Below are 24,847 nucleotides of genomic sequence, written 5' to 3'. Positions count from 1 at the left end.
CCGACGAATGGCCACAGGGCCCAAGGGACAGGGGAAGCTGATGAAATTCGCCATCGAACGTGCCGTTCTGGTCAAGGCCGTGTCTCAGGCCCAGTCCGTCGTCGAGCGCCGCAACACGATCCCGATTTTGGCCAACGTCCTGATCGAGGCCAAGCCCGAGGGCGTCAGCTTCCGCGCCACCGATCTGGATACCGAGGTCGTTGACCGCGCGATGGCTCAGGTCGAGCGCCCCGGCGCCACCACCGTCAGCGCCGTCATGCTGAACGAGATCGCGCGCAAGCTGCCCGATGGCGCGCTGGTCCAGATCAGCAGCGACGATGCCTCGGGGCGGCTGGCGGTGCAGGCCGGGCGGTCCAGCTTCAGCCTGGCGACCCTGCCGCGCGAGGATTTCCCCGTGATGGCGACCAGCGAATACAGCGCGAATTTCAAGGCCAAGGCCGGTCTGCTCAAGCGCCTGTTCGACAAGTCGAAATTCGCCATCTCGACCGAAGAGACGCGTTATTACCTGAACGGCGTCTACATGCATGTGGCCCAGGCCGAGGGCGGCCCGATGCTGCGCTGCGTGGCGACCGACGGGCACCGGCTGGCCCGCATCGACGCGCCCCTGCCCATCGGCGCCGAAGAGATGCCCGGCGTGATCGTGCCGCGCAAGACCGTGGCCGAGCTGCGCAAGCTGCTGGATGACGACGATGCCGAGATTGCCGTCTCGGTCAGCGAGACCAAGGTGCGTTTCGCCACCGCCGAGCTGACGCTGACCTCGAAGGTGATCGACGGCACCTTCCCCGATTACAGCCGCGTCATCCCATCGGGCAACCAGCGCAAGCTGGAGGTGGACGCGACCGATTTCGCCCGCGCCGTGGACCGCGTCGCCACCGTCAGCAGCGAACGCTCGCGTGCGGTCAAGCTGTCGCTGGATCAGGACCGGCTGGTCCTGTCGGTGAACGCCCCCGATGCGGGCGCCGCCGAAGAGGAGCTGATCGTCGCCTATGCCGACGACGCGCTGGAGATCGGCTTCAACGCCAAGTATTTGCAGGAAATCGCCGCGCAGGTGGATCGCGACAATGCAGTCTTCATGTTCAACGGCTCGGGCGATGCCGCGCTGATCCGCGAAGGCAGCGACGACAGCGCGGTCTATGTCGTCATGCCGATGCGCGTGTGACGCTGGCGCGCCTGTCGCTGGCGCAGTTCCGGTCGTGGAAGCGGCTGGACCTGTCCCTGGACGCGCGGCCTGTGGCGATCTTCGGTCCGAACGGGTCCGGCAAGACGAACATCCTTGAAGCCGTCTCGATGCTGGCGCCCGGTCGCGGCCTGCGGGGCGCGCCCGCGCCCGAACAGGCGCGTCAGGGCCCAGATGCGGGCTGGCGCATCCGCGCGAGGCTGGACGACCGCGCGGTCGAGACGGGCGCCCTGCCCGGCCAGTCCCGGACCGTCACCATGGACGACAAGCCCGTGCCGCAGACGGCGCTGGCGCGGCTGGTGCGCGTCATCTGGCTGGTTCCGGCGATGGATCGGCTGTGGACCGACACGCCCGAGGGGCGGCGCCGCTTTCTGGACCGGATCACGCTGTCGCTGATGCCCGATCACGCCGATCTGTCGCTGGCCTATGACAAGGCGATGCGCGAACGGAACCGTCTCTTGCGCGACCAGATCGGTGATCCCGGCTGGTATCGCGCGCTGGAATCGCAGATGGCCGAGGCGGGTGCCGCGATCACCCGCAACCGCCTGGACGCGCTGGCCGCGATCATGGCACATCAGCAGGGCGGCGACTTTCCCGCCGCGCGCCTGACCCTGATCGCCGGAGAGGGCTTTGCCGACGATCCCGACCCCGCCAGCATCGCGGCGCGTCTGGCCTCGATGCGGGGGCGCGATCTGGCGGCGGGGCGCACGCTGTCGGGGCCGCACCGCGCCGATCTGGGGGCAAGCTGGGGGCCGCAGGACATGCAAGCCGCCCTGTCCTCGACCGGGGAACAGAAGGCGCTGCTTCTGTCGCTGATCCTGGCCAATGCGCGGGCGCTGGCGGATCAGCCGGTCCTGCTGCTGCTTGACGAAGTGGCCGCGCATCTGGACGCAGACCGTCGCGCGGCGCTCTACGACCTGATCTGCGCGCTGCCCGCGCAAAGCCTGCTGACCGGCACGGGGGCCGAATTGTTCGACGCGATGGGCGGCCGGGCGCGACACCTTGCGGTGCGCCGAGAGGATGGCGCCTCTGTCGCAACCGAGGAAACGGAATGACTTTGGGATTCGAGGCGCTGTGGCTTTACGCCGGCGCGATGGTGGCGATTTGGCTGACGCCGGGTCCGGTCTGGGTGGCGATCATGGCGCGCGGCCTCTCGGGCGGCTGGGCGGGCGTCTGGCCACTGGCCTTCGGCGTGGTGATCGGCGATCTGCTCTGGCCGCTTGTGGCGATCTTCGGGCTGTCTCTGGTGGCGGGGCAGCAGGCCGAACTGCTGTCCGTGCTGCGCTGGATCGCGGTCGTGGTCTTTCTGGGCATGGGCTGGGCGCTGATCCGCCATGCCGCGCGTCCCGTGGCGACCGACGGGCGTCTGACCCGCGCCGGGGGCTGGGCGGGCTTCAGCGCGGGGCTTCTGGCGATCATCGGCAACCCCAAGGCGGCGCTGTTCTATGTGGGCGTGCTGCCGGGCTTCTTTCCCATCGGCCGCCTGACCGGGCCCGACATCGCGGTGATCGCGCTGATGTCCGGGCTGATCCCCTTCGCGCTGAACCTTGCGATGGGCGGCGGCATCGTGCTGGCACGGCGCAGGCTGGCCACGCCCGCAGGGATGCGGCGGATGAACCTGATCTCGGGGTGGTTGCTGATCGGCGTCGGGCTGGTTCTGGGGCTGGGTCAGGTCCTTTCCGCCTGAGGGGCAGCGAATCGCCACTTGACGGGAAAAAACCCCGCCATCGCGTGACTTTGCCCCTGCGGGTGGCTATATCGGGACAAGAGTTACAGGAAACCTGACGCATGAGCGAAGCCGCATCCCAGCCTGCCGAATATGGCGCCGATTCCATCAAGGTTCTCAAGGGCCTGGAAGCCGTGCGCAAAAGGCCCGGCATGTATATCGGCGATACCGATGACGGGTCGGGCCTGCATCACATGGTCTACGAGGTCGTCGATAACGGGATCGACGAGGCACTGGCCGGTCATGCCGATTTCGTGCGCGTCAAGATCCATGCCGACAGCAGCGTCAGCGTGCGCGACAATGGCCGCGGCATCCCCGTGGACATGCACCCGACCGAGGGCGTCAGCGCGGCCGAGGTCATCATGACCCAGCTGCACGCGGGTGGAAAGTTCGACCAGAACAGCTACAAGGTCTCGGGCGGTCTGCACGGGGTCGGCGTCTCGGTGGTGAACGCGCTGTCCGACTGGCTGGAGCTGCGGATCTGGCGCAACGGCAAGGAACATTACGCGCGCTTCGAAAAGGGCGACACGGTCGAGCATCTGCGGGTCGTGGGCGATGCGCCCGGCGAGTCGGGGACCGAGGTGCGCTTTCTCGCCTCGAACAAGCAGACCGACCCGAACGGCACGTTCAGCAACCTGGAATACAGCTTCAAGACGCTGGAAAACCGCCTGCGCGAACTGGCCTTCCTGAACAGCGGCGTCCGCATCATCCTGGAGGATGAACGCCACGCCGAGATCCAGAAGACCGAACTGTTCTACGAAGGCGGCGTCCGGGAATTCGTGAAATATCTCGACCGCTCGAAAACCGCCGTCATGCCCGAGCCGATCTTCATCACCGGCGAAAAGGGCGGCATCGGCGTCGAGGTCGCGATGTGGTGGAATGACAGCTATCACGAGACCGTGCTGCCCTTCACCAACAACATCCCGCAGCGCGACGGCGGCACCCATCTTGCGGGCTTTCGCGGCGCGCTGACCCGCGTGATCGGCAAATACGCGCAGGACAGCGGCATCGCGAAAAAGGAAAAGGTCGATTTCACCGGCGACGACGCGCGCGAGGGTCTGACCTGCGTACTGTCGGTCAAGGTGCCCGATCCGAAATTCTCCAGCCAGACCAAGGACAAGCTGGTCTCGTCCGAGGTGCGCCCGGCGGTCGAAGGGCTGGTGAACGAAAAGCTGGCCGAGTGGTTCGAGGAAAACCCGACCGAGGCCCGCCAGATCGTCGGCAAGATCATCGAGGCGGCCTTGGCCCGCGAAGCCGCCCGCAAGGCCCGCGAACTGACCCGCCGCAAGACGGCGATGGATGTGGCGTCCCTGCCCGGCAAGCTGGCCGATTGCCAGGAAAAGGACCCCGCGCTGAGTGAATTGTTCATCGTCGAGGGTGACTCGGCCGGTGGCTCGGCCAAGCAGGGCCGGTCACGCCAGAACCAGGCGGTGCTGCCCTTGCGCGGCAAGATCCTGAACGTGGAACGCGCGCGGTTCGACCGGATGCTGTCATCCGACCAGATCGGCACACTGATCACCGCGCTTGGCACCGGGATCGGGCGCGACGAGTTCAGCCTCAAGAAGCTGCGCTACCACAAGATCGTCATCATGACCGATGCCGATGTGGACGGCGCGCATATCCGCACGCTGCTGCTGACCTTCTTCTTCCGGCAGATGCCCGAGCTGATCGAGGCAGGGCACCTCTATATCGCGCAACCGCCACTTTATAAGGTCGGGCGCGGCCGGTCCGAGGTCTATCTGAAGAACGAGGCCGCGCTGGAGGATTATCTGGTCCAGCAGGGGGTCGAGGGCGCCAGCCTGCGCCTTGCCTCGGGCGAAGAGATCACCGGCAACGACCTTGCCCGCGTCGTGGACGAAGCCCGCACCGCCCGCCGCTATCTGCGCGCCTATCCCACGCATTACCCGCCCCACATCACCGAACAGGCCGCCATCGCGGGCGCGCTGGTGCCGGGCCGGGTCGATGCCGACGCGCAGGACGTGGCCGATGCGGTCGCGGCCCGTCTGGACCTGATCGCCGCCGAATATGAACGCGGCTGGCAGGGCCGTCCGACGCAGGATGGCGGCATCCGCCTGTCGCGCACCCTGCGCGGCGTCGAAGAGAACCGCAGCCTTGACGGCCAGATGCTGCGCAGCGGCGAAAGCCGCCGCCTGGGCGAGATGACCACCGCCCTGCAAGAGGTCTATGGCCGCTCGGCCAGGCTGATCCGCAAAGATCGTGAGCAGGCGATTCACGGGCCGCTGAGCCTGCTGCACGCGATTTTCCTCGAAGGGGAAAAGGGTCTGTCCCTGCAACGCTACAAGGGTCTGGGCGAGATGAACCCCGAACAGCTGTGGGAAACCACGCTGGACCCGGTGGCGCGCACCATGCTGCAAGTGCGAATCGAGGATCTGGCCGAGGCCGAGGATCTGTTCACCAAGCTGATGGGCGACGTGGTCGAACCCCGCCGCGAATTCATCCAGCAGAACGCCCTCAGCGTCGAGAATCTGGATACCTGAGACCCGTCAGGCCGGCTTGTTGCCCAAATCACACGCCTTTCCCGTGCTGACGGGCAGGGCGGAAGGTCATTTTGGGTGTTTTGTTTGCCTTCGCGTGTGAAACGGGTTTATCGTACAACGCGTAGTATCGGTGCTGCCGCCGTGCGCGGCGAGAGGGTGCAAGGGGTAATCCATGATGAACGCCAAGTCTATTATCGCAATCTGCGCCGCTTCGGGTGCTACGGCTTTCGTGTCCACGGTGGCAATGGCAGGCGGGACCGCCGTGCCGATCGTCGATATCGCCCCGGTCGAGATTCAGGTGACCCCTGCGGGCCGCAATTGGGAAGGCGGCTATGTCGGCGGCGCCCTGGGCCTCGGCTTCGGCGGTGACGACACGGTCGGCCTTCAGGCCCTTGACGGGTCGGACCCGATCGGCCGTGCGACCGACATCACCGATATCAAGCTTTCGGGCCTGACCGGCTCGGCCCATGTGGGCTATCGCTGGCAGCGCGGCCAGTGGGTCGTCGGTCCGAACCTGGCCGCCGAGCTCAGCGGCGTCAGCGACTCGTCGTCGGGCAGCTTCAGCCTGAACGGCTTCAATTACGAAACGAACGTCGAATCCGAGGTCAAGTCGGTGATCGACCTGACGCTGAAGACCGGCTATCTGGTCGATCCGACCACGATGATTTATGGCGTCGCGGGCGTGTCGCGCGGCAGCTTCAACTACAGCTTCAACACGACCGGCACCGGCGCGGGCAGCTTCAGCGGCTCGAGCAGCGAGGATTATTCCTCGACCGGCTACGTGCTGGGCTTCGGTTTCGAGCGCGCCTTCAACGAGCGCCTGTCGGGCTTTGGCGAGTTCAACTATCGCAGCTACGGCACCAACGATATCACCACGCCGCTGGCCGTCGGTGAGGGCACGACCCGCGCGACCCCGTCGCACAGCTCGATCAAGCTGGGCGTGAACTACGCCTTCTGATCCCTCTGACGGGTGAGATACAGGAAAACCGGCGTCCTGCGGCGCCGGTTTTTTCATGCGCGCCGCAAGGTCCTGACCGGCACCGGCAGGGCACGGGCGCCGCAGGCAATGGCCAGTCCCTCGGGCACCAGGGCGGCCAGCGCGGGATCGGTGATCTCAAGCCCGCCGGTATAGGCGCCAAAGGCGGGCAGGATCAGGTGGTCGCGGCCGACCAGAAAGCACCGCCGCCGTTGACCGGCCAGACGCAGGCAGGGATGGAAATGTCCTGATATGTCAGGCCCCTGCCCCGGAACCGGCTCGTGGCGCAGCACCAGCCCGTCGCGGATTTCGTCCTGTTGCTCGCCCGGCAGGCGAGGACAGATCGCGCCCGGATCGTGGTTGCCGCTGAGCCAGATCCAGCGCCGCCCAGCAGCCATCCGCACCAGCCGCGCGCAGACTGCATCCGGCAGGGCCCGACCCGCCGCGTCATCGTCGAACCCGTCGCCAAGGCTGACCACGACGAGGGGATCGACCGCGGCAATCTCGGTCTCGGCGCGGTCCAGCGTGGCCTGGGTTTCGTAGGGCGGCAGCAGCGCGCCGCCGCGTCGGGCCATGCGCTCGGACTTGCCCAGATGCAGATCGGCCAGGATCAGCCAGCGCCGCGCGGGCCAGTAAAGCGCCCCGGACGGGCGCGCCAGCAGCCTCTGGCCGCCGAAATCGAAAGCGTGGTCCGTCACGTCAAGCCTGCCTCTGCCATCAGGGCCGCCGCCTCGGCCTCGGCCAGCCTTTCACGGCCCTGCCCCGCGATCGGCACGCGCCCGACCTCCAGCAGCAGGGGCGCCGCCAAGGGCGAGACGCGGTCCAGCATCCGGTGATCGCGGCCGGGCGACCGGGCCAGCATGTCCTCGATCCGGTCGAAATCCACAAGGCCGCGCCGGGCCTCGTCGGCGGTGATCCGCAGCAGCAGATGGCCCGGATCGTATTTCCGAAGCGTATCGTAAAGGATGTCGCTGGAGAACGTCGCCTGCTTGCCGGTCTTGCGCTGGCCCGGCAGGTTGCGTTGGATAAGCCCCGCGACGATGGCCACGTTGCGGAAACTGCGCTTCATCACGGCATTGCCGGCCAGCCAGTCGCCCAGCCCCTCGCGCAGGCCGTCGGGGTCCAGCAGCGGCGCGGGGTCCGTGACCGGGTCCAGCGACCAGATCAGCAGCGCGTAATCGGTGGCCAGAAAGCCCAGGGGGCCAAGCCCGGCCTCTTCCATCAGGCGGGTCATCAGCAGGCCAAGCGTCTGCAGCGCGTTCCGCCCGGCAAAGCCATACAGCGCGAATTGCCAGCGGCCCTGATGAGGAAAGGTCTCACTGACCAGCACGCCCGCGCGCGGCAGCGCGCTGACCCGCGCCTGCAGGGACAGCCAGTCGCGGCTGGTGCCCGGCAGGGCAGCATGGGCAGCAGGGTTGCCGATCAGCGCCTGAACCCGCTGCGACAGCTGCGTCGAGGTCGCCAGTTTCAGCCCCGAGAACACCGCGATGCGCGGCTCTTTCGAGGGCTGCTTCGTCACCTCGACCACCATCTCGCGCAGCCCGTCATAGCGCACGGTCTGGCCGCCGATCAGGAACGTGTCGCCGGGCGAGAGGGTCGAGGCGAAGCTTTCCTCGACCTCGCCCAGAGGCGCGCCGCCCCGGCCCCGGAACCGGACCTTGAGCATCTCGGCCTCGACAATGGTGCCGATATTCATGCGGATGTCGCGCGCCGCGCGCGGATCGCGCAGCCGCCACAGCCCGTCGCGCTGCATCAGCCGCTGCCAGCGGTCATAGGCCCGCAGGGCATAGCCACCCGTCGCCGCGAAATCGAGGCAGGCGTCGAAATCCGCGCGGGTCAGGGCCGCATAGGGACCCGAGCGCGTGACCTCGGCGTAAAGCGCATCCGCGTCGAACGGCCCCGCGCAGGCGGTCAGCAGGATGTGCTGGCACAGCACGTCCAGCGGGCCGGGCCCGCGCGGATCGCCATCGAGGTCGCGCTCGGCCACGGCCTGAAGGGCTGCGACGCATTCCACGACCTCGAACCGGTTGGCCGGCACGATCCGGGCGCGGCTGGGGGCGTTGTAACGGTGGTTCGCCCGCCCGATGCGCTGGACCAGCCGCTTGACGTTGCGCGGAGCGCCGACCTGGATGACCAGATCGACCGCGCCCCAGTCGATGCCCAGATCCAGGGACCCCGTCGCCACCACCGCGCGCAGCGCGCCCGCGGCCATCGCGGCCTCGACCCTCTCGCGGGCCTCGCGCGAGAGGCTGCCGTGATGCAGGCCGATCGGCAGGTTCTGGTCATTCGCCGCCCAGAGCGCCTGAAAGAACAGTTCCGCCTGCGCGCGGGTGTTGATGAAGATGATCGTCGTCGTCGCCTCGGCCACGGCTTTCAGCACGTCGGGAACGGCGTAATGCCCGCCCGCGCCCGACCAGGGCGGCGGCTTGGCCGTGTCCAGCATGGCAATGTCGGGATCGGGGCCGGGATCGGCATGGATCACCTGCGCGCCGCCCATGAAGCGGGCCAGCGCGTCGGGGTCCTCGACCGTGGCGGAAAGGCCGGTGACGACCAGATCCGGCGCAAGGCTCCGCAGCCGGGCCAGCGCCAGCATCAGCTGATCGCCCCGCCTGCTTTCGGCCAGCGCGTGCAACTCGTCCAGCACGACCCGCCTGAGGCCGCCAAAGATCGCGGGCGCCTGTTCGTAGGACAGCATCAGCGCCAGCGATTCCGGGGTGGTCAGCAGGATGTCGGGTGGATCTATGCGCTGGCGGGCGCGCTGCGCGGGGCGGGTGTCGCCGGTGCGGTCCTCGATGCGGATGTCAAGGCCCAGATCGGCCACGGGCCGCGCCAGATTGCGCGCGATATCCGCCGTCAGCGCCTTGAGCGGCGAGACGTAAAGCGTGTGCATCCCCCGATGCGGCGCCGTCAGATCGACCAGCGACGGCAGAAAGCCCGCCAGCGTCTTGCCGCCCCCGGTCGGCGCGATCAGCAGGCTGTCGCCGGTCGCCTCTAGCAGCGCAAGCTGATGCGGGTGCGGTTGCCAGCCCTGACGCGCGAACCAGTCCTGAAAGGCGGGCGGCAGCGTCACGGGATCAGCGCCTTGAGGCTGTCCAGCCGGTCGGCCTCGGCCGCGGGCTTGTCCCACCGGATGCGGCTGATGCGCGGAAAGCGCATGGCAACGCCCGATTTGTGCCGGGCCGAGGCGTTCAGCCCCTCGAACGCGACCTCCAGCACCAGCAGCGGTGCGACGGCGCGGACCGGGCCAAAGCGGTCCACCGTGTTCTGGCGCACGAAACGATCAAGCTGGCGCAGTTCCTCATCGGTGAAGCCGAAATAGGCCTTGCCGACCGGCACCAGATCGGCCCCATCCCAAAGACCAAAGGTGAAATCGCTGTAGAACCCCGAGCGTTTCCCGTGCCCGCGCTGCGCATAAAGCATCACCGCATCCACGACCATCGGATCGCGCTTCCACTTGAACCACGGCCCGCGCGGGCGACCGCCGACATAGAGGCTGTCGCGGCGCTTGATCATCACGCCCTCGATCACCGGATCGGGGGGATCGGCGCGCAGGGCGGCCAGATCGTCCCATGTTGCAAAGGGCAGCAGCGGCGACAGGTCGATCCGGTCGCTGCCGAAATCGGCGGCCTCCAGCAGGGCGCGGCGGTCCTGCCAGGGACGGTCGCGCAGGTCGGTGCCCTGCCAGATCATCGCGTCATAGACGCGCAGCGCGGCGGGGTGGCTGTCCAGCAGGGCGCGGCTGACGGCCTTTCGGTTCAGGCGCTGTTGCAGGTCGCCGAAGCTGCAGACCGCGTCGCTGCGCCGAACCAGCAGTTCGCCGTCCAGCGTGCCGTCGAAATTCAGCGCCTCCAGCAGGTCGGGAAAGGCGTTGCCCAGATCCTCGCCGGTGCGGGAATAAAGCCGGCGCGTCCCGTCATCGTTGATCGCCTGCACCCGGATGCCGTCCCATTTCCATTCCGCGACGTGATCGGCGGGGTCCAGCGCGCGAAGCTGGTCCAGATCGGTGGGCGTGGACAGCATGACCGGGCGAAAGGGCGCGCGGGCGGCCTGTTCGGGGCGCGGCCCGCCCGCGATCCAGTCGAAGAGCGGCAGATAAGGGGGCGTCAGGCCGTGCCAGATTTCCTCGATATCCTTGACCTCGGGGGCGCCCATCTCGGCCAGCGCGATCCGGGCCATGCGCGCCGAAAGGCCCACGCGCATATTGCCGGTGGCCAGCTTCAGGAAGGCCAGCCGCTCGGACGGGCCAAGCCGATCCAGCATCGCCGCGATGGCGCCGGGCAGCGCCGCCCGGCCCGTATCGCGCAAAAGGGAAACGGCATCGCGCAGAGGCACGTCGTCATCGCCCTCGCCCTGCCAAAGCAGGGCGATCGTCTCGGCCAGGTCACCCACGAAATCGTAGGACAGCGCGAAAAGCTGCGCGTCGATCCGGTCGGCCATCAGCCCGCGCAAAAGACCCGGCGTCACCGCCCGCAGCTTGAGATCGCCGGTCAACGCCGCCAGCGCATAGCCGCGATCCGGGTCGGGCGTCTGTTCCAGGTAATGCCGCAGCAGCCGCAGCTTGGCATTGCGCGCAGGCGTGAAGGCCAGGCGTTCCAGCAGATGCGCAAATGCCCTCATTCCGGCTCGTCCTCGTAGCCGATCAGGCGCAGGGGGCGGGCGGTGCGGCCCTCGATCTCGCACCAGCGCATCAGCCCGTCCTCGGTGCCGTGGGTGATCCAGACCTCTTCGGGGTTCAGCTCGCGGATGGTCTGCGTGACCTGCGGCCAGTCCACATGGTCGCTGACCACCAGCGGCAATTCCACCCCGCGCTGGCGCGCGCGGGCGCGCACCGCCATCCAGCCCGAGGCGAAGCCGATCACCGGGTCGCGGAACCGCTGCACCCAAGCGCTGGCAAAGGCCGAAGGCGGGGCGATGACCAGCTGCGCGTCCACGCGGTCGGCGGTGGCCGGGACCAGCGGGCCAAGGTCGATCCCCTGTTCCACGTGGAACCGGCAGAGCCGCTCCAACGCGCCATGGATGGCGATGGGGCCGTCGATCCCGGCCTGACGCGCCAGCGCGATGACGCGCTGCGCCTTGCCAAGCGCATAGGCGCCGATCAGATGCGGGCGTTCGGGAAATTCGGCCATGCTGGCGCGCAGGCGGGCCATTTCGGCCAGGGGATCAGGGTGGCGAAAGACCGGCAGGCCGAATGTCGCCTCGGTCACGAAGATGTCGCAGGGGACAGGCTCGTAGGGGGCGCAGACCGGGTTCGGGGCGCGGCAGTAATCGCCCGAGACGACGATCTTCGGCCCCCGGTCGGGCATCACCGCGATCTGGGCCGAGCCGAGGATATGCCCCGCCGGGTGAAAGCTGACCTGCACGTCGCCGATGCGGATGACGCCTTGGGCCACCTGGCGGCTGGCGGTGAAATCCTCGCCATAGCGGATCGCCATGATGTCCAGCGTCTGGGCGGTGGCCAGCACAGCGCCATGACCCGCGCGCGCATGATCGCCATGGCCATGCGTGATCAGCGCGCGCGGAACCGGGCGCACGGGGTCGATGTGGAAATCGCCGGGCGGGCAGTAAAGCCCGGCCTCGGTCGGGTGCAGGATCTGATCGGCGCGCATGGGTGCAAGATGGCAAGGATTTTCGCGAAATCAACGCGACATCGGCGCCCGCGTTCCGCCTCAGCTGGGCGGAGGCCGCTTGACCGGCGGGGCCTTGGACAATTGCACCATCAGGATGCCCGCCATGATGATCGCCACGCCCAGCACGTCGCCCGCCCCAAGCGCCTCGCCCAAGAGCAGGGCGGCGGTCGCCACGCCGAAGAAGGGCGTCAAAAAGTGGAAGGTCGCCGCACGCACCGCGCCGATCCGGCCGACCAGCAGGAACCAGATCCAGGTCGCCAGCAGGCCCGGCGCGATCACCGTGTAAAGGAACGCCCCGACAAGACGCGGCGACCAGTTGACCTGCCACGTCTCGATGAAGGGCGCGATCATGCCAAGCGTGACCGACCCGACCAGCATCTGCAGCCCCACGATCATCATCACGTTGCCGCCCGAACTGGCGCCCCGCACGGTCAGCGTGGCTACGGCCAGCGCAAGGGCCGCGGCAAAGCACATCGCGATCCCCGTCAGGTTGCTGCCGCCATCCAGCCGCGCGCCCATGATGATCGCGACGCCCAGAACCCCGATGCCCAGACCGGCGATCCCCATCGGACGCAGCCGCTCGCCCATCAGCGCCCAGCCAAGCGCGCCCACCATCAGCGGCATCGTCGCCGCGATGATCGAGGCCAACCCCGCCTCGATCCACTGCATCGCCACCCAGTTGAGTCCAAGGTAAAGCGCGTTCTGGCACAGGCCCAGCACGATCACGGCCCGCCATTGCGGCGCGGTCAGCGTGCGCCAGGTCTGGCCCATGGCCAGCGCAATCAGGACGCCGATTCCGCCCGACAGCGCGAAACGCAGCGACAGCGCCATCAGGGGCGGCGCGTCGGTCACGATCATCCGCGTCGAGGTGAAGGCCGAGGCCCAGATGATGGCGAAGCCCACACCCATCAGGATCGCGCGAATATCCATGAACCGGCCCCTGTTGCACACGGTGCAACAACGGCTAGCAGAGCGTCACGGCTCCGTGAAGTCACAAAGCAAAAGGGCCGCGCCTTGCGGCACGACCCTTGCGTTCAGCGCATGGCTGAGGATCAGCTGTTGACGCTGTCCTTCAGGGCCTTGGCGATGGTCACGCGCACCTGCTTGTCCGCAGGCTTGGTCATCATTTCCTGGGTCTGCGGATTGCGGACCTGACGCTCGGGACGGGCGCGGCAGGCGATCTTGCCGATGCCGGGCAGGGTCACGGCACCACCGCCGGACACTTCGCGGGTCACCACGGCGACCAGCGCGTCCAGCGCGGCGGCAGCCGATTTCTTGTCCGAGCCCATTTCCTCGGCCAGGGTTGCGACCAGCTGGGTCTTGGTCATCGGTTTGGCAGAAGCCGTAGCCATGTTTCTGTCTCCTCTTGCCCTGTTCCACCGGGCCACAATTAGCGCCTTTTGCGGCATAACGCCTGCTACACACGGTTTTCCCGGGCAGATCAAGCGTTTTTCGCCCGATGCGCGAAAACCGGCGTTTTGGCGTCGTTATCGCGCCCTCACAGGAACGCCGTTTCACTGAAGGACCGCAACTTGCGCGAGTGGATCCGCTCCAGCGGCATGTCGCGCAGCTTTTCCATCGCGCGAATCCCGATCAGCAGGTGGCTCGCGACCTGGGTGCGGTAGAAATCGGTCGCCATCCCCGGCAGCTTCAGCTCGCCATGCAGCGGCTTGTCGCTGACGCAAAGCAGCGTGCCGTAGGGCACCCGAAAGCGGAAGCCGTTCGCCGCTATGGTCGCGCTTTCCATGTCCAGCGCGACCGCGCGCGACAGTGACAGCCGGTGAACCGGGCCGGATTGGTCGCGCAGTTCCCAGTTGCGGTTGTCGATCGTGGCGACGGTGCCCGTCCGCATGATGCGCTTGAGTTCGTAGCCCTCAAGCTGCGTGACCTCGGCCACGGCTTCCTGCAGGGCCACCTGCACCTCGGCCAAGGCCGGGATCGGCACCCAGACCGGAAGGTCGTCATCCAGAACGTGATCCTCGCGCAGATAGGCATGGGCCAGCACGAAATCGCCAAGGGACTGGCTGTTGCGCAACCCCGCGCAATGGCCGACCATCAGCCAGGCATGGGGGCGCAGCACGGCGATGTGGTCCGTCGCGGTCTTGGCGTTCGACGGACCCACCCCGATATTGACCAGCGTGATCCCCTGCCCGTTCGGCCGCGTCAGGTGATAGGTCGGCATCTGAGGCATCTTGGGCAGCACCGCGATGGGTGCGTCCGGGTCGGTGATGCGCTGATTGCCCGGCGCGACGAAGCCCGTATAGCCCAGCGCCGGATCGGCCAGCGCGCGGCGGGCATAGGCCTCGAATTCGTCCACATAGAACTGGTAGTTGGTGAACAGGACGAAGTTCTGGAAATGCTCGGGCTGGGTCGCGGTGTAATGCGACAGGCGCGCCAGCGAATAATCGATCCGCTGTGCGGTGAAGGCCGCCAGATGCTGGCTGCCATCGGGCATCGGGCCCGCGACGCCGTTCACGATGTCGTCGTTGACCGTGTTCAGGTCCGGCACGTCGAACACGTCGCGCAGGCTGAAATTCAGAACGCCCTCTTGCGGGACGGCCAGATCGGTCTGGGCGGCGACCGCGAAATGCACCGGGATCGGCGTGTCGCTGGCGCCGATGGTCACCGGAACGCCGTGATTGCGGATCAGCAGCGAAAGCTGCTCGGTCAGGTAATTGCCGAACAGGTCCGGCCGCGTGATCGTCGCGACGTAGCTGCCCGGCCCGACCACATGGCCAAAGGACAGGCGGCTGTCGATCTTGGCATGGTTCGGCACGGTCAGCCGCACCTCGGGGTAAAAGGCGCGGTAGCGGGCGCGGGGCTTCTCACCGCCCAGAACGGCGGTGAAATGCTGCACCAGAAACCCGGTGGCCTGATCGTAGAGCGCACGCAGCCGCGCGACCGCCTCTTGCGGATCGGTGAAAGAGGCTCGGGGCAGCGGCTCGGGGGTCTCGATCGGCAGGAAACGGGTGTTCGTCGTCATCGGGCTGTCCTTGTTCATCGCGCAAAACTGCCAGCAGAGGCGCGGGCAGGCAAGCCGTCTGGCGTAGGGCCGCGCCTCGGGTTACGCTGGCGTCATGGAAATGCTGGTATTCGGACATGGTTATTCGGCCGCCGCGCTGACACCCCTGCTGGTGTCGCAGGGCTGGCGCGTGACCGGCACGACGCGCGGCGACCCCGACCGCGTGGCGGCCAGCGGCGCGCGGCCCCTGATCTGGCCGGGGCAAGCGGACGCGCTGCGCGAGGCGCTGGCGCGGGCCGATGCGGTGCTGGTCTCGGTCGCGCCGGGGCCGCAGGGCGACCCGGTTATGGCCGAATTCACGGATGATCTGGCCCGCGCGCGGCTGCGCTGGCTGGGCTATCTGTCCACGACCGGCGTCTATGGCGACCGTCAGGGCGGCTGGGTCGATGAGGACAGCGTTCTGGACGGGTCAGGCCCGCGCGGTCAGGCCCGCATCCGGGCCGAGGCCGCATGGCAGGCCCTGGCGCGCGACCACGGTTTGCCCCTGCACATCTTCCGGCTGGCAGGCATCTACGGCCCCGGTCGTGGCCCCTTCGAGAAGGTCAGGAACGGCACCGCCCGGCGCATCGTGAAGCCGGGTCAGGTCTTTTCGCGCATCCATGTCGCGGATATCGCGCAGGTGCTTCTGGCCTCGATCAACGCGCCGCAGCCGGTCGGCATCTACAACGTCTGCGACGACGACCCCGCCCCGCCGCAGGACGTGATCGAACATGCCGCGCGCCTGTTGGGCCTGCCGGTGCCGCCCGAGGTGGCGTTTGACGAGGCCGCGCCAGAGATGTCGCCAATGGCGCGGTCCTTCTATGCCGACAGCAAGCGGGTGCGGAACGACCGGATCAAGCGCGATCTGGGCGTGCGCCTGCTTTACCCCGATTACCGCAGCGGCCTTGCCGCATTGCTGCAGGCCGAGGGCTGAGGCCCGCCGCCGCATTGCCATTGCCGCCGCCCCGTGACTAGATCGCGCCATGAAACATGATTTCGACGTAGTGATTGCCGGGGGCGGGCTGAACGGCCCGACGCTGGCGCTGGCACTGGCCGGGGCCGGGCTGTCGGTGGCCGTGGTCGATCCGCGCCGCGTCGATGACCGGGCGGGCGACACGTTCGACGGGCGCGCCTATGCGCTGGCCTTGGCCTCGGTCCGGCTGCTGTCGGCGCTGTCGCTCTGGCCCGGACTGGCGGGCGAAAGCCAGCCGATCCGGCAGGTCAAGGCCTCGCAGGGCCGCCCCGGAGAGGGTGCCGCGCCCTTCTTCCTGCACTTCGACAGCGCCGAGATCGAGGACGGCCCCGTCGGCCACATGCTTGAGGATCGCTTTCTCTATCGCGCGCTGATCGCCGCGATGGAGGGCCGCGTCACCCATCTGCCGGGCCATGCCGTCACCGCGCAGGATCCGGGACCGCACGGGATCACGGTCACGCTGTCGGATGGGCGCCAGCTTGCCGCGCGGCTGCTGGTGGGTGCCGACGGGCGCGGATCGGGGGTTGCCACGCGGGCGGGCATCCGTCGTCAGGGCTGGGATTACGGGCAGACCGCGCTGGTAGCGGTGGTCGATCACGCGCTGCCGCATCAGGGGATCGCGCATCAATATTTCATGGCCACCGGGCCTCTGGCGATCCTGCCCCTGCCCGGCAATCGCAGCAGCGTCGTCTGGTCCGAGACCCGAGCCAATGCACGCGCCATCGCCGCGCTGGAGGATGACGCCTTCCTGTCGGTGCTACGCCCCCGCTTTGGCGATTTTCTTGGCCCCGTCTCGCTGGCCGGACCGCGCTTTTCCTATCCGCTCAGCCTGTCGCTGGCCGAACGCTATGCCGCGCCGCGCGTCGCGCTGATCGGGGATGCAGCGCATGGCGTGCATCCGATCGCGGGTCAGGGCCTGAACCTCGGCCTGCGCGACGTCGCCGCGCTGGCCGAGGCCGTGGTCGAGGCCGCACGGCGGGGCGAGGATATCGGCAGCCCTCTGGTGCTGGAACGCTATCAGGGTTGGCGACGGGCCGACGCGACGGCCTTGGCTTTGGGGATGGATGCGGTGAACCGGCTTTTCGGCACCGACAACCCCGTCGTCTCGGCTGTGCGAGGGTTGGGTATGGGGCTTGTCAGCGCCCTGCCCGGTCTGAGGCGCGGCTTCATGCGACAGGCGGCCGGTCTGGCGATCCAGCCGATGCCGCGACTGCTGACCGGGCGGCCTCTTTAGGCTTTTCCTGCGCCTGTTTTCGCGCCATAGGCTGGCGCGTGACGCAGGAGGGGGCGGCATGGAACTGCAGGATTTTCTTCACGATCTGAACCGCCAGATCCGGGATCAGGGCGATTGGGGCAAGGTCGCGGATTACATTCCCGAACTGGGCCGCGTGGCCCCCGACCAGTTCGGGATCGCCGTTGCCCTGGCCGATGGAAAGGTGCTTGAGGCCGGACAGGCGCGGCAGGGTTTTTCCATTCAGTCCATCAGCAAGGTCTTTGCGCTGGCCTGCGTTCTGGGCCGGATCGGCGAGCAGTTATGGAGCCGTGTGGGCCGCGAACCTTCGGGCGACCGCTTCGATTCCATCCTGCTGCTGGAGCAGGAAAAGGGCCGCCCCCGCAATCCCTTCATCAACGCCGGTGCGCTGGTCGTCACGGATGAGCTGTTGACCGGGCGGAGCCCTCAACAGGCCCTGTCCGAGGTGGTGGGCTTCCTGCGCCAGGCCTCGGGCGATGACGCGATCCATATCGACAAGGCCGTGGCGCGGTCCGAGGCACAAACCGGCCACAGAAACGCTGCCCTCGCCCATTACCTGCGCAGCTTCGGCAACCTGAAGAACCCCCCGGATCACGTGATCGGCACCTATTTCCACCAATGCGCCATCGAGATGGATTGCGTGCAGCTGGCCCTTGCGGGGCGGGTGATCGCAGGGCTGGACTGTGCACCCGCGCTGCTGTCGCCGGTCAAGCAGCGGCGCATCAACGCGCTGATGATGACCTGCGGGCAATATGACGGGTCGGGGAATTTCGCGTTCCGGGTGGGGATGCCCGCCAAGTCGGGCGTGGGCGGCGGGCTTCTGGTGATCGCGCCGGGCCGGGCCTCGATCGCGATCTGGTCGCCGGGGCTGGACGGGTGGGGCAATTCGCTGGCCGGGACGCTGGCGGCCGAGCGGCTGGCCGAGTTCACCGGCTGGTCGGTCTTTGGCTGAAGCGTCGCGGGGGGCTGCCTGCCCCCCTCTTGGCCTGCGGCCAATTCACCCCCCGGGGATATTTGGACCAAGGCAAAGTCAGGCGATCTGGTTCGCGGCCTGGGTGAGGTCGGCGCGGAATTGCGCAAGCGCGGCCGAGGCGCGGTCGGGGGGCAGGCGCAGGATCAGGCTGGGATGCCACGTGATGAGGACGGGGCCGCCGTCCAAGGCCGGCTCGATCCGGCCGCGGCGCGGGGTCAAGGGCTGTCGGTTGCCGGTGAGCGCCAGAGCCGCCGTGGCGCCCAGAGCGAGTGTCAGGCGCGGCGCCACGAGGCGACGTTCGAGGTCGAGCAACCAACGGCAATGCTGGATATGGCTGCCATCAGGGGATTGGTGCAGGCGGCGCTTTCCGCGCGGGGTGAAGCGGAAATGCTTGACCGCATTGGTGAGCCATGTTCGGTCGGGGTCGAGGCCGGTCTGGATCATCGTGGTTCGCAGAAGCTGGCCTGCCGGGCCGATGAAGGGGCGGCCTTGAAGATCCTCGTGATCGCCCGGCGCCTCGCCCACGATCATCAGGGGCGCGTCGGGCGGGCCTTCGCCCCAGACCGTCTGCGTGGCGGCGTGGCAGAGATCGCATCTTGTGCAGCGGGCCGCCTGTGACGCGGCATCCGTCAGGGTGGTGGGGGCGCTGTCAGGGAGGGGCTGGCGGATGCGCGCCGTGACTCTGGGTGCAAAGGCGGGGGCGGTGCTGGCGCCTGCCTCGCGCATGGCCTGGACGCGGCGGGGCGCGTCGGCCAGCATGTCGGGGATCAGCCGCGTTTCGGGCAGGTTCTTCCAGTATTTTAGGGGCATTTCGGATCGCATCGCCTGGGTCTTGATGCGGGCCGGGTTGAAGATGTTGGCGAAATAGGTCTGCCACAGGTCGTGGCTGTGATCGTCGGGCAGATCGGGGCGCGGCTGGGGCGGGGCGTAGTCGATCGCCCCGCCGGTGAAGCGGGCGATGCCTTCGGGCGTGGCGATCAGCCAGTCCATATCCGCGAAACGCTTGGCGAAGAAGGGCGTGCCGGCCTCGAGGATCGGGTGTTCGGGTTCGAACCAGGCGGCGAAGCGGCGGCGGGGACTGTCCGAGGGCAGTTCATGGAAGCGCACGAAGGCGTGCATCTTGTGAATGTCGCGGCGGACCGATTTGGCCATGCGCGACAGGCGGTCCAGCATCGGGTCGGCGGGGTTCGACAGAAAGCGCCGGTCGGTCTGCGCCCGCATCAGGGCTGCATAGAGCAGCGACCAGCGTTCCGGGTCGGAATGGCTAGCGACCTGACGGGCCAGTTGCAGGAAATCCTGCGTGGCCGTGACCTGATGCGAGCCGGGCGGCGGCGGGGCATCCGCGCCGAAGAGGTCGGGCGGAGAGTCGGGATCGGCCCATGTCACCGCGCCGGGCAGGACCCGGGCCGAGGCCAGGTCGCGCGCGGCCGTGCGCCATGCCTCGAACCGGGCGAAGCGCGGCAACGTCACCCGGATCATCAGAAGAGGCTCAGCTGTTCGGGCGGGGGCGCGAAGCGGGCGCGCAGGCCCGCGCTGTCGGTCAGCGCGCCGGGCGACCAGTCTGGCAGGGTCACGAAGGGCTGCGCCTTGGACATGATCGCGCCCATCGGCAGAAGATCGCCGTAGCGCAGCGGGCCGTTGCGCCGCGCCGACAGGATGCGCGCCACGGTCTTGGTGCCGAAACCCGGCACGCGCAGCAGCATCTCGCGGCTGGCACGGGCGACGTCCACCGGGAAATGCGCGCGATTGGCCAGCGCCCAGGCCAGTTTCGGGTCGATGGCCAGATCCAGATTGCCCGACGGGTGGGCGGCGCCGATCTCGTCAGCCTCGAACCCGTAGAAGCGCATCAGCCAGTCGGCCTGATAGAGCCGGTGTTCCCGCATCAGCGGCGGCTTGATCAGCGGCAGCACCGCCGAGGCATCGGGGATCGGCGAAAAGGCCGAGTAATAGACCCGCTTGAGCTGATATCCCGAATAGAGATTGGCCGAGGTCTTCAGGATGTCGCGGTCGGTCGCCTGATCGGCGCCGACGATCATCTGCGTAGACTGGCCCGCCGGCGCGAAACGCGGCGGGCGCTTGCCGGTATGGCTGCGGTCCTTCGCGGCCTCGCGGTTCAGGCGGACATCGGCCATGGTCGCGCGGATCGTTTCGGGGCGTTTCTCGGGGGCCAGATCGCGCAGGCTGGCATCCTGCGGCAGTTCGATGTTGACCGACAGGCGGTCGGCGTAAAGCCCGGCCTCGGCCACCAGGTCGGGCGCGGCGTCGGGAATCGTCTTGAGGTGGATATAACCCTTGAACCCGTGATCGACCCGCAGCATCCGGGCGATGCGGACCATGTCGCCCATCGTCTGGTCAGGGCTGCGGATGATGCCCGAGGACAGGAACAGCCCCTCGATCATGTTGCGCCGGTAGAATTCCAGCGTCAGGGTCACGACCTCTTCGGGGGAAAACCGGGCGCGTTCGACGTTGCTGCTGACGCGGTTGATGCAATAGGCGCAGTCATAGATGCAGAAATTCGTCATCAGGATCTTGAGCAGGCTGATGCACCGCCCGTCCGGCGTGTAGGCGTGGCAGATCCCCGACCCGCCCGCCGAGCCGATCCCGCCCGACCGAGAATCGCGCCGCGTTGTCCCGCTGGACGCGCAGGAGGCATCGTATTTCGCCGCATCCGACAGGATGGCCAGCTTCTGCTGCAAGGTGAGTCGCGCCATGTCCCGACACTATGTTCACTATGCGTTCCGCGCAAGATTGCGGCGCTGAAACAAACTGCGTGGAACTGTCACAGGGGCGCGATCATTCCCTGCCATCGCCATCCGCCAGTCGTGATGTGCAAGAATATCGCAAAAGGATAAGAATGGCGCCATGAATATCAAAGCCCTCGCACTTGCGCCCGTCCTCGCCCTCGCCATGGCCATCCCGGCCTTTGCCGAGAGAATTTCACTCAACGAGATCTCGCGTTATCTCAACAGCCTGACCACGGTGACGTCCGAGTTCACGCAGGTGAACCCGGATGGCACGATCTCGACCGGGACGGTCTATATCCAGCGTCCGGGCCGGGTGCGGTTCGAATACAACAACGACCGCACGCTGGTTCTGGCCTCGGGCGGGAACGTCGCGGTGTTCGACGGCAAGTCGAATAGCGGGCCGCATCAATACCCGCTGTCGCAGACGCCGCTGTCGATCATTCTGGACGCCAACATCAACCTGTCGCGCCCGAACATGGTGATCGGCCATACCGAGCAGAACAACGCGACCATCGTCACCGCGCAGGACCCGCAGCGGCCGCAGAACGGCAACATCCAGATGGTGTTCTCGGCGCCCACAGAGCTGCGCCAGTGGATCGTGACCGACGATACCGGCGCCAAGACGACCGTGATCCTGGGCGAGATGCGGAAAGGCGGCTCGATCCCGGCCTCGCGCTTCTCGATCCAGGCGGCGATGGGGCAATAGGGGCGATTGCGCCGATACAATCGCGTGATTGACCGGGCGCGCATCGCGCGGCAAGGCTGAGGCTCCGTTCACCCGGAGCCTCTTTCATGTCCGCCAATGCCCGCCTGTTCACACCCGTCCTGATCGGCGGATCGCTGATCCTGCTGATCAACTTTGCGCTGCGCGCCAGTTTCGGGGTGTTCCAGATCCCCATCGCCGAGGATTTCGGCTGGCCGCGCGCCGAATTCTCGCTGGCCATCGCGATCCAGAACCTGGCCTGGGGGATCGGACAGCCGATCTTCGGCGCGCTGGCGGAACGGTGGGGCGACCGGTGGGCGATCATCCTGGGGGCGTTCCTTTACAGCGCGGGGCTGATCCTGACGGCATTCGCCACCACGCCCGCCGGGGTGCAGCTGCTGGAGATCATGGTGGGCTTCGGCATCGCCGGCACGGGCTTTGGCGTGATCCTGGCGGTGGTCGGACGCGCCGCCAGCGACGAGAACCGCAGCCTGGCCCTGGGCATCGCCACCGCCGCCGGATCGGCCGGGCAGGTCTTTGGCGCGCCTTTGGCCGAGATCCTGCTGGCCTTCTACGCCTGGCAATCGGTCTTCATCATCTTCGGGGTCATCATCCTTAGCACGCTGGCCTTCCTGCCTTTGCTGGGCAGCGGTCGCCCCGCCAGCCCCGCCACGCTGGAAGCCAGCATGGGGCAGGTCGTCGGTCGCGCCTTCCGCGATCCGTCCTTTCTGATGATCTTCGCCGGGTTCTTTTCCTGCGGCTATCAGCTGGGCTTCATCACCGCGCATTTCCCCGCCATGATCACCGAGATGTGCGGCCCGATCGAGCCGGGCGGCATTCTGGCGGGGCTGGGCATCACCACGGCCTCGGCGCTTGGGGCGGTCGCGATCTCGCTGATCGGGCTGGCCAATATCGCGGGTGCGATCCTGGCGGGTTGGCTGGGCAAGCGATATACGCGCAAATACCTGCTGGCGGGCATCTACACGATGCGGACCATCGCCGCCGCCGCCTTCATCCTGACGCCGATCACGCCCGCGACGGTGATCGTCTTTTCGCTGGTCATGGGGGCGTTGTGGCTGGCGACGGTGCCGCTGACCTCGGGTCTGGTCGCCTATATCTACGGCCTGCGCTACATGGGGACGCTTTACGGCTTTGTCTTCCTGTCGCACCAGATCGGGTCGTTCATGGGGGTCTGGCTGGGCGGCTGGCTTTACGACGTGTCGGGCAATTACCTGCTGGTCTGGTGGATCGGCGTGGGCGTGGGCGCCTTCAGCGCGCTGATCCACCTGCCGGTGCGCGAGGCACCCTTGCGGATGCCCGCCCCGGCGGCGGCCTGATCAGCCAGCCTTCGCGACGGGCTGATCGGCGACCTGCTCCACCGGGGCAGGCGCCGGGTCCAGACCCAGACGGCGGCGCCAGAAGGCGTCGCTGGCAAGGCGCAGATAGCCCTCGCGCCAATCGGCGCGGATGGCGTCGTGATTGCGCCACAGATGCCACATATTGCGCGTCATCCGCCAAAGCTGCCGCGCGGCCTTGCGCTTGGAATGATGCACGGTGAAGGCATTGCCGTTGCCGTCCAGATAGGTGACCTGCGCGGCGGCCCAGGTCTGGCGGATCTCGCCCCGGCGGCCTGCGGGCAGGACGCGGCGATTGCCGATCTGGCGCCAGAACGGGATCAGGTGCCCGTTCAGCGTGAGTTTCATCACCAGCCGCACCGCCGGATTAGCGGGGTTCCAGCGGACATGGTCGGCTGGCACCGGACCATCCAGCGGGCGGAACGCCTCGACATCCCTGATCCGGGCCAGATCGGCACGGCGGGCGGCCATGTCGGCGTTTTCCTCGAAGAAGGCGGGGCCGCGCATCACGTCCTCGAAGGACAGGTTCAGCGCCTCCATCGTCTCGTAATGGCATTGCAGCAGGCTGCGCCCGAAGAAGCGCAGCGGGATCGAGGCCAGCGTGCTGCGCGGGATTTGCACGCCGGGAATGGCGATGTGGTTCGCCATATGGCTGCGCAGGTCCAGATACAGCGTGTTCAGCGATTCCTTGTCCGCAAAATTCGCATCCTGGAACGAGACGACGCCGGGCAGCGTCGTGATGCTGAAATCGTTGGCCAGCGAAAAGCCGACATCGTCGCCGCGCACGAAATAGGGGAAGGGCCGGAACCGGGTCGCTGCGATCGGAAAGGCGAAATACCACCAGCCGCCGTAATAATTCCCCGGCTTGCCCCCGGTCGAGGCGAACTCCATCGCCGCAGCCTCGTCGAAATCGCTGAGGTCGGTGCCCATGGATTCCGGCCGGCACTGGATGTGGAAGCGCGCGCCGTTTTCCCAGATCAGGTTCTTGAACTGCGCGTTGGTCAGCGCGCCCGCCACGGCGGCGTTGTCGGCATGGGCATGGGCCAGCCAGGCCCATGTGCGCTGCAGCGCGTCCATATGGATCGAGGCATCATCATCCATGAACAGGACATGCGTGGCGCCGCGACCCTCGGCCTCGATCAGGCCACGGGCAAAGCCGCCCGCCCCGCCCAGATTCTCGTTCGGGATGGGGGTGACATGGGTGCAGGGCTCGATCCCCGCGCTCTGGCCGTTATCGACGACCTGAAGATGCAGATGCGCCGCCAGAGGGCTGGTGGCGATATAGTCGCGAAAGCGGCGGACGCTGGCCTGCACGGCCTCTTCGCGGCGAAAGGTCGTGATCGACAGCGCGATCTGCGGCTGACGGCGGGGCGCCTGACGGGTCAGCCAGCCGATATCGTCCAGATGGCCCGCCCCGAAACTGGTCAGCGCGAAGGTCAGGACGCCACCCAAGGCGTGCTGGATGTGGCCGCTCAGATCGACGATCAGCGGCTGGCCTTCGGTCAGGGTGACGATCTCGGACAGGATCGTCTCGTCGGACCGGCGCGGCGCGTGCTGGCGGACGACCAGCGCGAATTCGCCCTGACCGCAGAGCGACAGCGACAGGTCCGACAGGCCCGCCCCATGCTGCCACTTGCCCAGATTGAACAGGTTGAAGGCCGTGTCGAAGCCCAGCTCTGCCCCGGCGCCCACATGGAGGCGGCGCCGGCTGGCCGCCAGACCCGCCGGACCCGACAGTCGCACATACAGTGCGGGCTCGGACGAAATGCCCGGTTCGGGCCACAGCATACCCTGTAGCAGGTGCAGCGCGGGCAGGTGATCGGCTTGCATCGGAAGGGACAC

The 24,847-nt window shown here is 67.6% G+C and carries 20 protein-coding genes; 10 read left to right on the top strand and 10 right to left on the bottom strand.

Features of this window, described 5'->3' with window-relative positions; all coding sequences use genetic code 11:
• The first annotated feature begins 40 nt into the window (after window positions 1-40).
• The 5 genes from dnaN (at window position 41) to ACTZWU_RS01370 (ending at window position 6,359) form a co-directional block, all read left to right on the top strand.
• Window positions 41-1,159: a DNA polymerase III subunit beta gene (gene dnaN, locus ACTZWU_RS01390; RefSeq protein WP_444735563.1), complete on the top strand. Its 1,119-nt coding sequence runs from the start codon at window positions 41-43 to the stop codon at window positions 1,157-1,159.
• Complete coding sequence (gene recF / locus ACTZWU_RS01385) at window positions 1,156-2,232, top strand: DNA replication/repair protein RecF (RefSeq protein WP_444735562.1); 1,077 nt, start codon at window positions 1,156-1,158, stop codon at window positions 2,230-2,232. The genes dnaN and recF overlap by 4 nt, the downstream gene beginning before the upstream one ends.
• Complete coding sequence (locus ACTZWU_RS01380) at window positions 2,229-2,864, top strand: LysE family translocator (RefSeq protein WP_444735561.1); 636 nt, start codon at window positions 2,229-2,231, stop codon at window positions 2,862-2,864. The genes recF and ACTZWU_RS01380 overlap by 4 nt, the downstream gene beginning before the upstream one ends.
• 101 nt (window positions 2,865-2,965) lie before the next feature.
• A complete protein-coding gene (gene gyrB / locus ACTZWU_RS01375; protein WP_444735560.1) occupies window positions 2,966-5,401 on the top strand; it encodes a DNA topoisomerase (ATP-hydrolyzing) subunit B in 2,436 nt (811 codons plus the stop codon).
• Window positions 5,402-5,573: 172 nt separating this feature from the next.
• Complete coding sequence (locus ACTZWU_RS01370) at window positions 5,574-6,359, top strand: outer membrane protein (protein ID WP_444735559.1); 786 nt, start codon at window positions 5,574-5,576, stop codon at window positions 6,357-6,359.
• Window positions 6,360-6,412: 53 nt separating this feature from the next.
• Here ACTZWU_RS01370 and pdeM read toward each other — a convergent pair whose 3' ends face one another.
• The 7 genes from pdeM to ACTZWU_RS01335 all read right to left on the bottom strand — a co-directional run bounded on the left by pdeM (window position 6,413) and on the right by ACTZWU_RS01335 (window position 14,987).
• Entirely contained in the window at window positions 6,413-7,075 is a 663-nt protein-coding gene (pdeM, locus tag ACTZWU_RS01365) for a ligase-associated DNA damage response endonuclease PdeM (protein ID WP_444735558.1), read from the bottom strand.
• A complete protein-coding gene (locus ACTZWU_RS01360; RefSeq protein ID WP_444735557.1) occupies window positions 7,072-9,447 on the bottom strand; it encodes a ligase-associated DNA damage response DEXH box helicase in 2,376 nt (791 codons plus the stop codon). The genes pdeM and ACTZWU_RS01360 overlap by 4 nt, the downstream gene beginning before the upstream one ends.
• Window positions 9,444-10,994 (bottom strand): cisplatin damage response ATP-dependent DNA ligase, encoded by a 1,551-nt coding sequence (locus ACTZWU_RS01355; RefSeq protein ID WP_444735556.1) that lies wholly within the window; start codon window positions 10,992-10,994, stop codon window positions 9,444-9,446. The genes ACTZWU_RS01360 and ACTZWU_RS01355 overlap by 4 nt, the downstream gene beginning before the upstream one ends.
• Entirely contained in the window at window positions 10,991-11,983 is a 993-nt protein-coding gene (locus ACTZWU_RS01350; RefSeq protein ID WP_444735555.1) for a ligase-associated DNA damage response exonuclease, read from the bottom strand. The genes ACTZWU_RS01355 and ACTZWU_RS01350 overlap by 4 nt, the downstream gene beginning before the upstream one ends.
• 60 nt (window positions 11,984-12,043) lie before the next feature.
• Window positions 12,044-12,934 carry a DMT family transporter gene (locus ACTZWU_RS01345; RefSeq protein ID WP_444735554.1) on the bottom strand — a complete coding sequence of 297 codons (891 nt, stop codon included), beginning with the start codon at window positions 12,932-12,934 and terminating at the stop codon, window positions 12,044-12,046.
• Window positions 12,935-13,056: 122 nt separating this feature from the next.
• Entirely contained in the window at window positions 13,057-13,356 is a 300-nt protein-coding gene (locus ACTZWU_RS01340; RefSeq protein ID WP_304615974.1) for an HU family DNA-binding protein, read from the bottom strand.
• Between the two features lie 146 nt (window positions 13,357-13,502).
• Entirely contained in the window at window positions 13,503-14,987 is a 1,485-nt protein-coding gene (locus ACTZWU_RS01335) for an AMP nucleosidase (protein WP_444735553.1), read from the bottom strand.
• Window positions 14,988-15,081: 94 nt separating this feature from the next.
• Here ACTZWU_RS01335 and ACTZWU_RS01330 point away from each other — a divergent pair, with 94 nt between their 5' ends.
• From ACTZWU_RS01330 to ACTZWU_RS01320, 3 genes are read left to right on the top strand one after another with little or no spacing between them, the layout of a single operon-like run.
• Window positions 15,082-15,939: an SDR family oxidoreductase gene (locus ACTZWU_RS01330; protein WP_444735552.1), complete on the top strand. Its 858-nt coding sequence runs from the start codon at window positions 15,082-15,084 to the stop codon at window positions 15,937-15,939.
• 49 nt (window positions 15,940-15,988) lie between these two features.
• Window positions 15,989-17,212, top strand: coding sequence for a UbiH/UbiF/VisC/COQ6 family ubiquinone biosynthesis hydroxylase (locus tag ACTZWU_RS01325; protein WP_444735551.1), 1,224 nt, complete (start codon window positions 15,989-15,991; stop codon window positions 17,210-17,212).
• A 58-nt stretch (window positions 17,213-17,270) separates the two neighbouring features.
• Window positions 17,271-18,182: a glutaminase gene (locus ACTZWU_RS01320; protein WP_444735550.1), complete on the top strand. Its 912-nt coding sequence runs from the start codon at window positions 17,271-17,273 to the stop codon at window positions 18,180-18,182.
• Window positions 18,183-18,260: 78 nt separating this feature from the next.
• On the opposite strand, the gene ACTZWU_RS01315 is transcribed toward ACTZWU_RS01320, so the two are convergent.
• Together ACTZWU_RS01315 and ACTZWU_RS01310 are read right to left on the bottom strand one after the other, a co-directional pair.
• Window positions 18,261-19,682: a UdgX family uracil-DNA binding protein gene (locus ACTZWU_RS01315; RefSeq protein ID WP_444735549.1), complete on the bottom strand. Its 1,422-nt coding sequence runs from the start codon at window positions 19,680-19,682 to the stop codon at window positions 18,261-18,263.
• Window positions 19,682-20,914 carry a putative DNA modification/repair radical SAM protein gene (locus ACTZWU_RS01310; protein ID WP_444735548.1) on the bottom strand — a complete coding sequence of 411 codons (1,233 nt, stop codon included), beginning with the start codon at window positions 20,912-20,914 and terminating at the stop codon, window positions 19,682-19,684. Before ACTZWU_RS01310 ends, ACTZWU_RS01315 begins: the two co-directional genes overlap by 1 nt.
• A 151-nt stretch (window positions 20,915-21,065) precedes the next feature.
• On the opposite strand from ACTZWU_RS01310, the gene ACTZWU_RS01305 reads away from it, so the two are divergent.
• Window positions 21,066-21,653: a LolA family protein gene (locus ACTZWU_RS01305; protein WP_444735547.1), complete on the top strand. Its 588-nt coding sequence runs from the start codon at window positions 21,066-21,068 to the stop codon at window positions 21,651-21,653.
• 86 nt (window positions 21,654-21,739) lie between these two features.
• Window positions 21,740-22,987, top strand: a complete 1,248-nt coding sequence (locus tag ACTZWU_RS01300; RefSeq protein ID WP_444735546.1) for an MFS transporter — start codon at window positions 21,740-21,742, stop codon at window positions 22,985-22,987.
• On the opposite strand, the gene ACTZWU_RS01295 is transcribed toward ACTZWU_RS01300, so the two are convergent.
• Entirely contained in the window at window positions 22,988-24,847 is a 1,860-nt protein-coding gene (locus ACTZWU_RS01295) for a glycosyl transferase (RefSeq protein WP_444735545.1), read from the bottom strand.

Origin of the sequence: Paracoccus sp. NSM (assembly GCF_052379855.1) — a bacterium.
Classification (GTDB): Bacteria; Pseudomonadota; Alphaproteobacteria; order Rhodobacterales; family Rhodobacteraceae; genus Paracoccus.
Note: the sequence above shows the minus strand (reverse complement) of the source record. Positions and strands in the feature narration are given on the sequence as shown.

Coding starts and splice junctions, on each gene's coding strand:
- dnaN (WP_444735563.1), top strand. CDS start 41: ATGAAATTCGCCATCGAACGTGCCGTTCTGGTCAAGGCCGTGTCTCAG.
- ACTZWU_RS01380 (WP_444735561.1), top strand. CDS start 2,229: ATGACTTTGGGATTCGAGGCGCTGTGGCTTTACGCCGGCGCGATGGTG.
- gyrB (WP_444735560.1), top strand. CDS start 2,966: ATGAGCGAAGCCGCATCCCAGCCTGCCGAATATGGCGCCGATTCCATC.
- ACTZWU_RS01370 (WP_444735559.1), top strand. CDS start 5,574: ATGATGAACGCCAAGTCTATTATCGCAATCTGCGCCGCTTCGGGTGCT.
- ACTZWU_RS01355 (WP_444735556.1), bottom strand. CDS start 10,994: ATGAGGGCATTTGCGCATCTGCTGGAACGCCTGGCCTTCACGCCTGCG.
- ACTZWU_RS01350 (WP_444735555.1), bottom strand. CDS start 11,983: ATGCGCGCCGATCAGATCCTGCACCCGACCGAGGCCGGGCTTTACTGC.
- ACTZWU_RS01345 (WP_444735554.1), bottom strand. CDS start 12,934: ATGGATATTCGCGCGATCCTGATGGGTGTGGGCTTCGCCATCATCTGG.
- ACTZWU_RS01340 (WP_304615974.1), bottom strand. CDS start 13,356: ATGGCTACGGCTTCTGCCAAACCGATGACCAAGACCCAGCTGGTCGCA.
- ACTZWU_RS01335 (WP_444735553.1), bottom strand. CDS start 14,987: ATGACGACGAACACCCGTTTCCTGCCGATCGAGACCCCCGAGCCGCTG.
- ACTZWU_RS01330 (WP_444735552.1), top strand. CDS start 15,082: ATGGAAATGCTGGTATTCGGACATGGTTATTCGGCCGCCGCGCTGACA.
- ACTZWU_RS01325 (WP_444735551.1), top strand. CDS start 15,989: ATGAAACATGATTTCGACGTAGTGATTGCCGGGGGCGGGCTGAACGGC.
- ACTZWU_RS01320 (WP_444735550.1), top strand. CDS start 17,271: ATGGAACTGCAGGATTTTCTTCACGATCTGAACCGCCAGATCCGGGAT.
- ACTZWU_RS01315 (WP_444735549.1), bottom strand. CDS start 19,682: ATGATCCGGGTGACGTTGCCGCGCTTCGCCCGGTTCGAGGCATGGCGC.
- ACTZWU_RS01310 (WP_444735548.1), bottom strand. CDS start 20,914: ATGGCGCGACTCACCTTGCAGCAGAAGCTGGCCATCCTGTCGGATGCG.
- ACTZWU_RS01305 (WP_444735547.1), top strand. CDS start 21,066: ATGAATATCAAAGCCCTCGCACTTGCGCCCGTCCTCGCCCTCGCCATG.
- ACTZWU_RS01300 (WP_444735546.1), top strand. CDS start 21,740: ATGTCCGCCAATGCCCGCCTGTTCACACCCGTCCTGATCGGCGGATCG.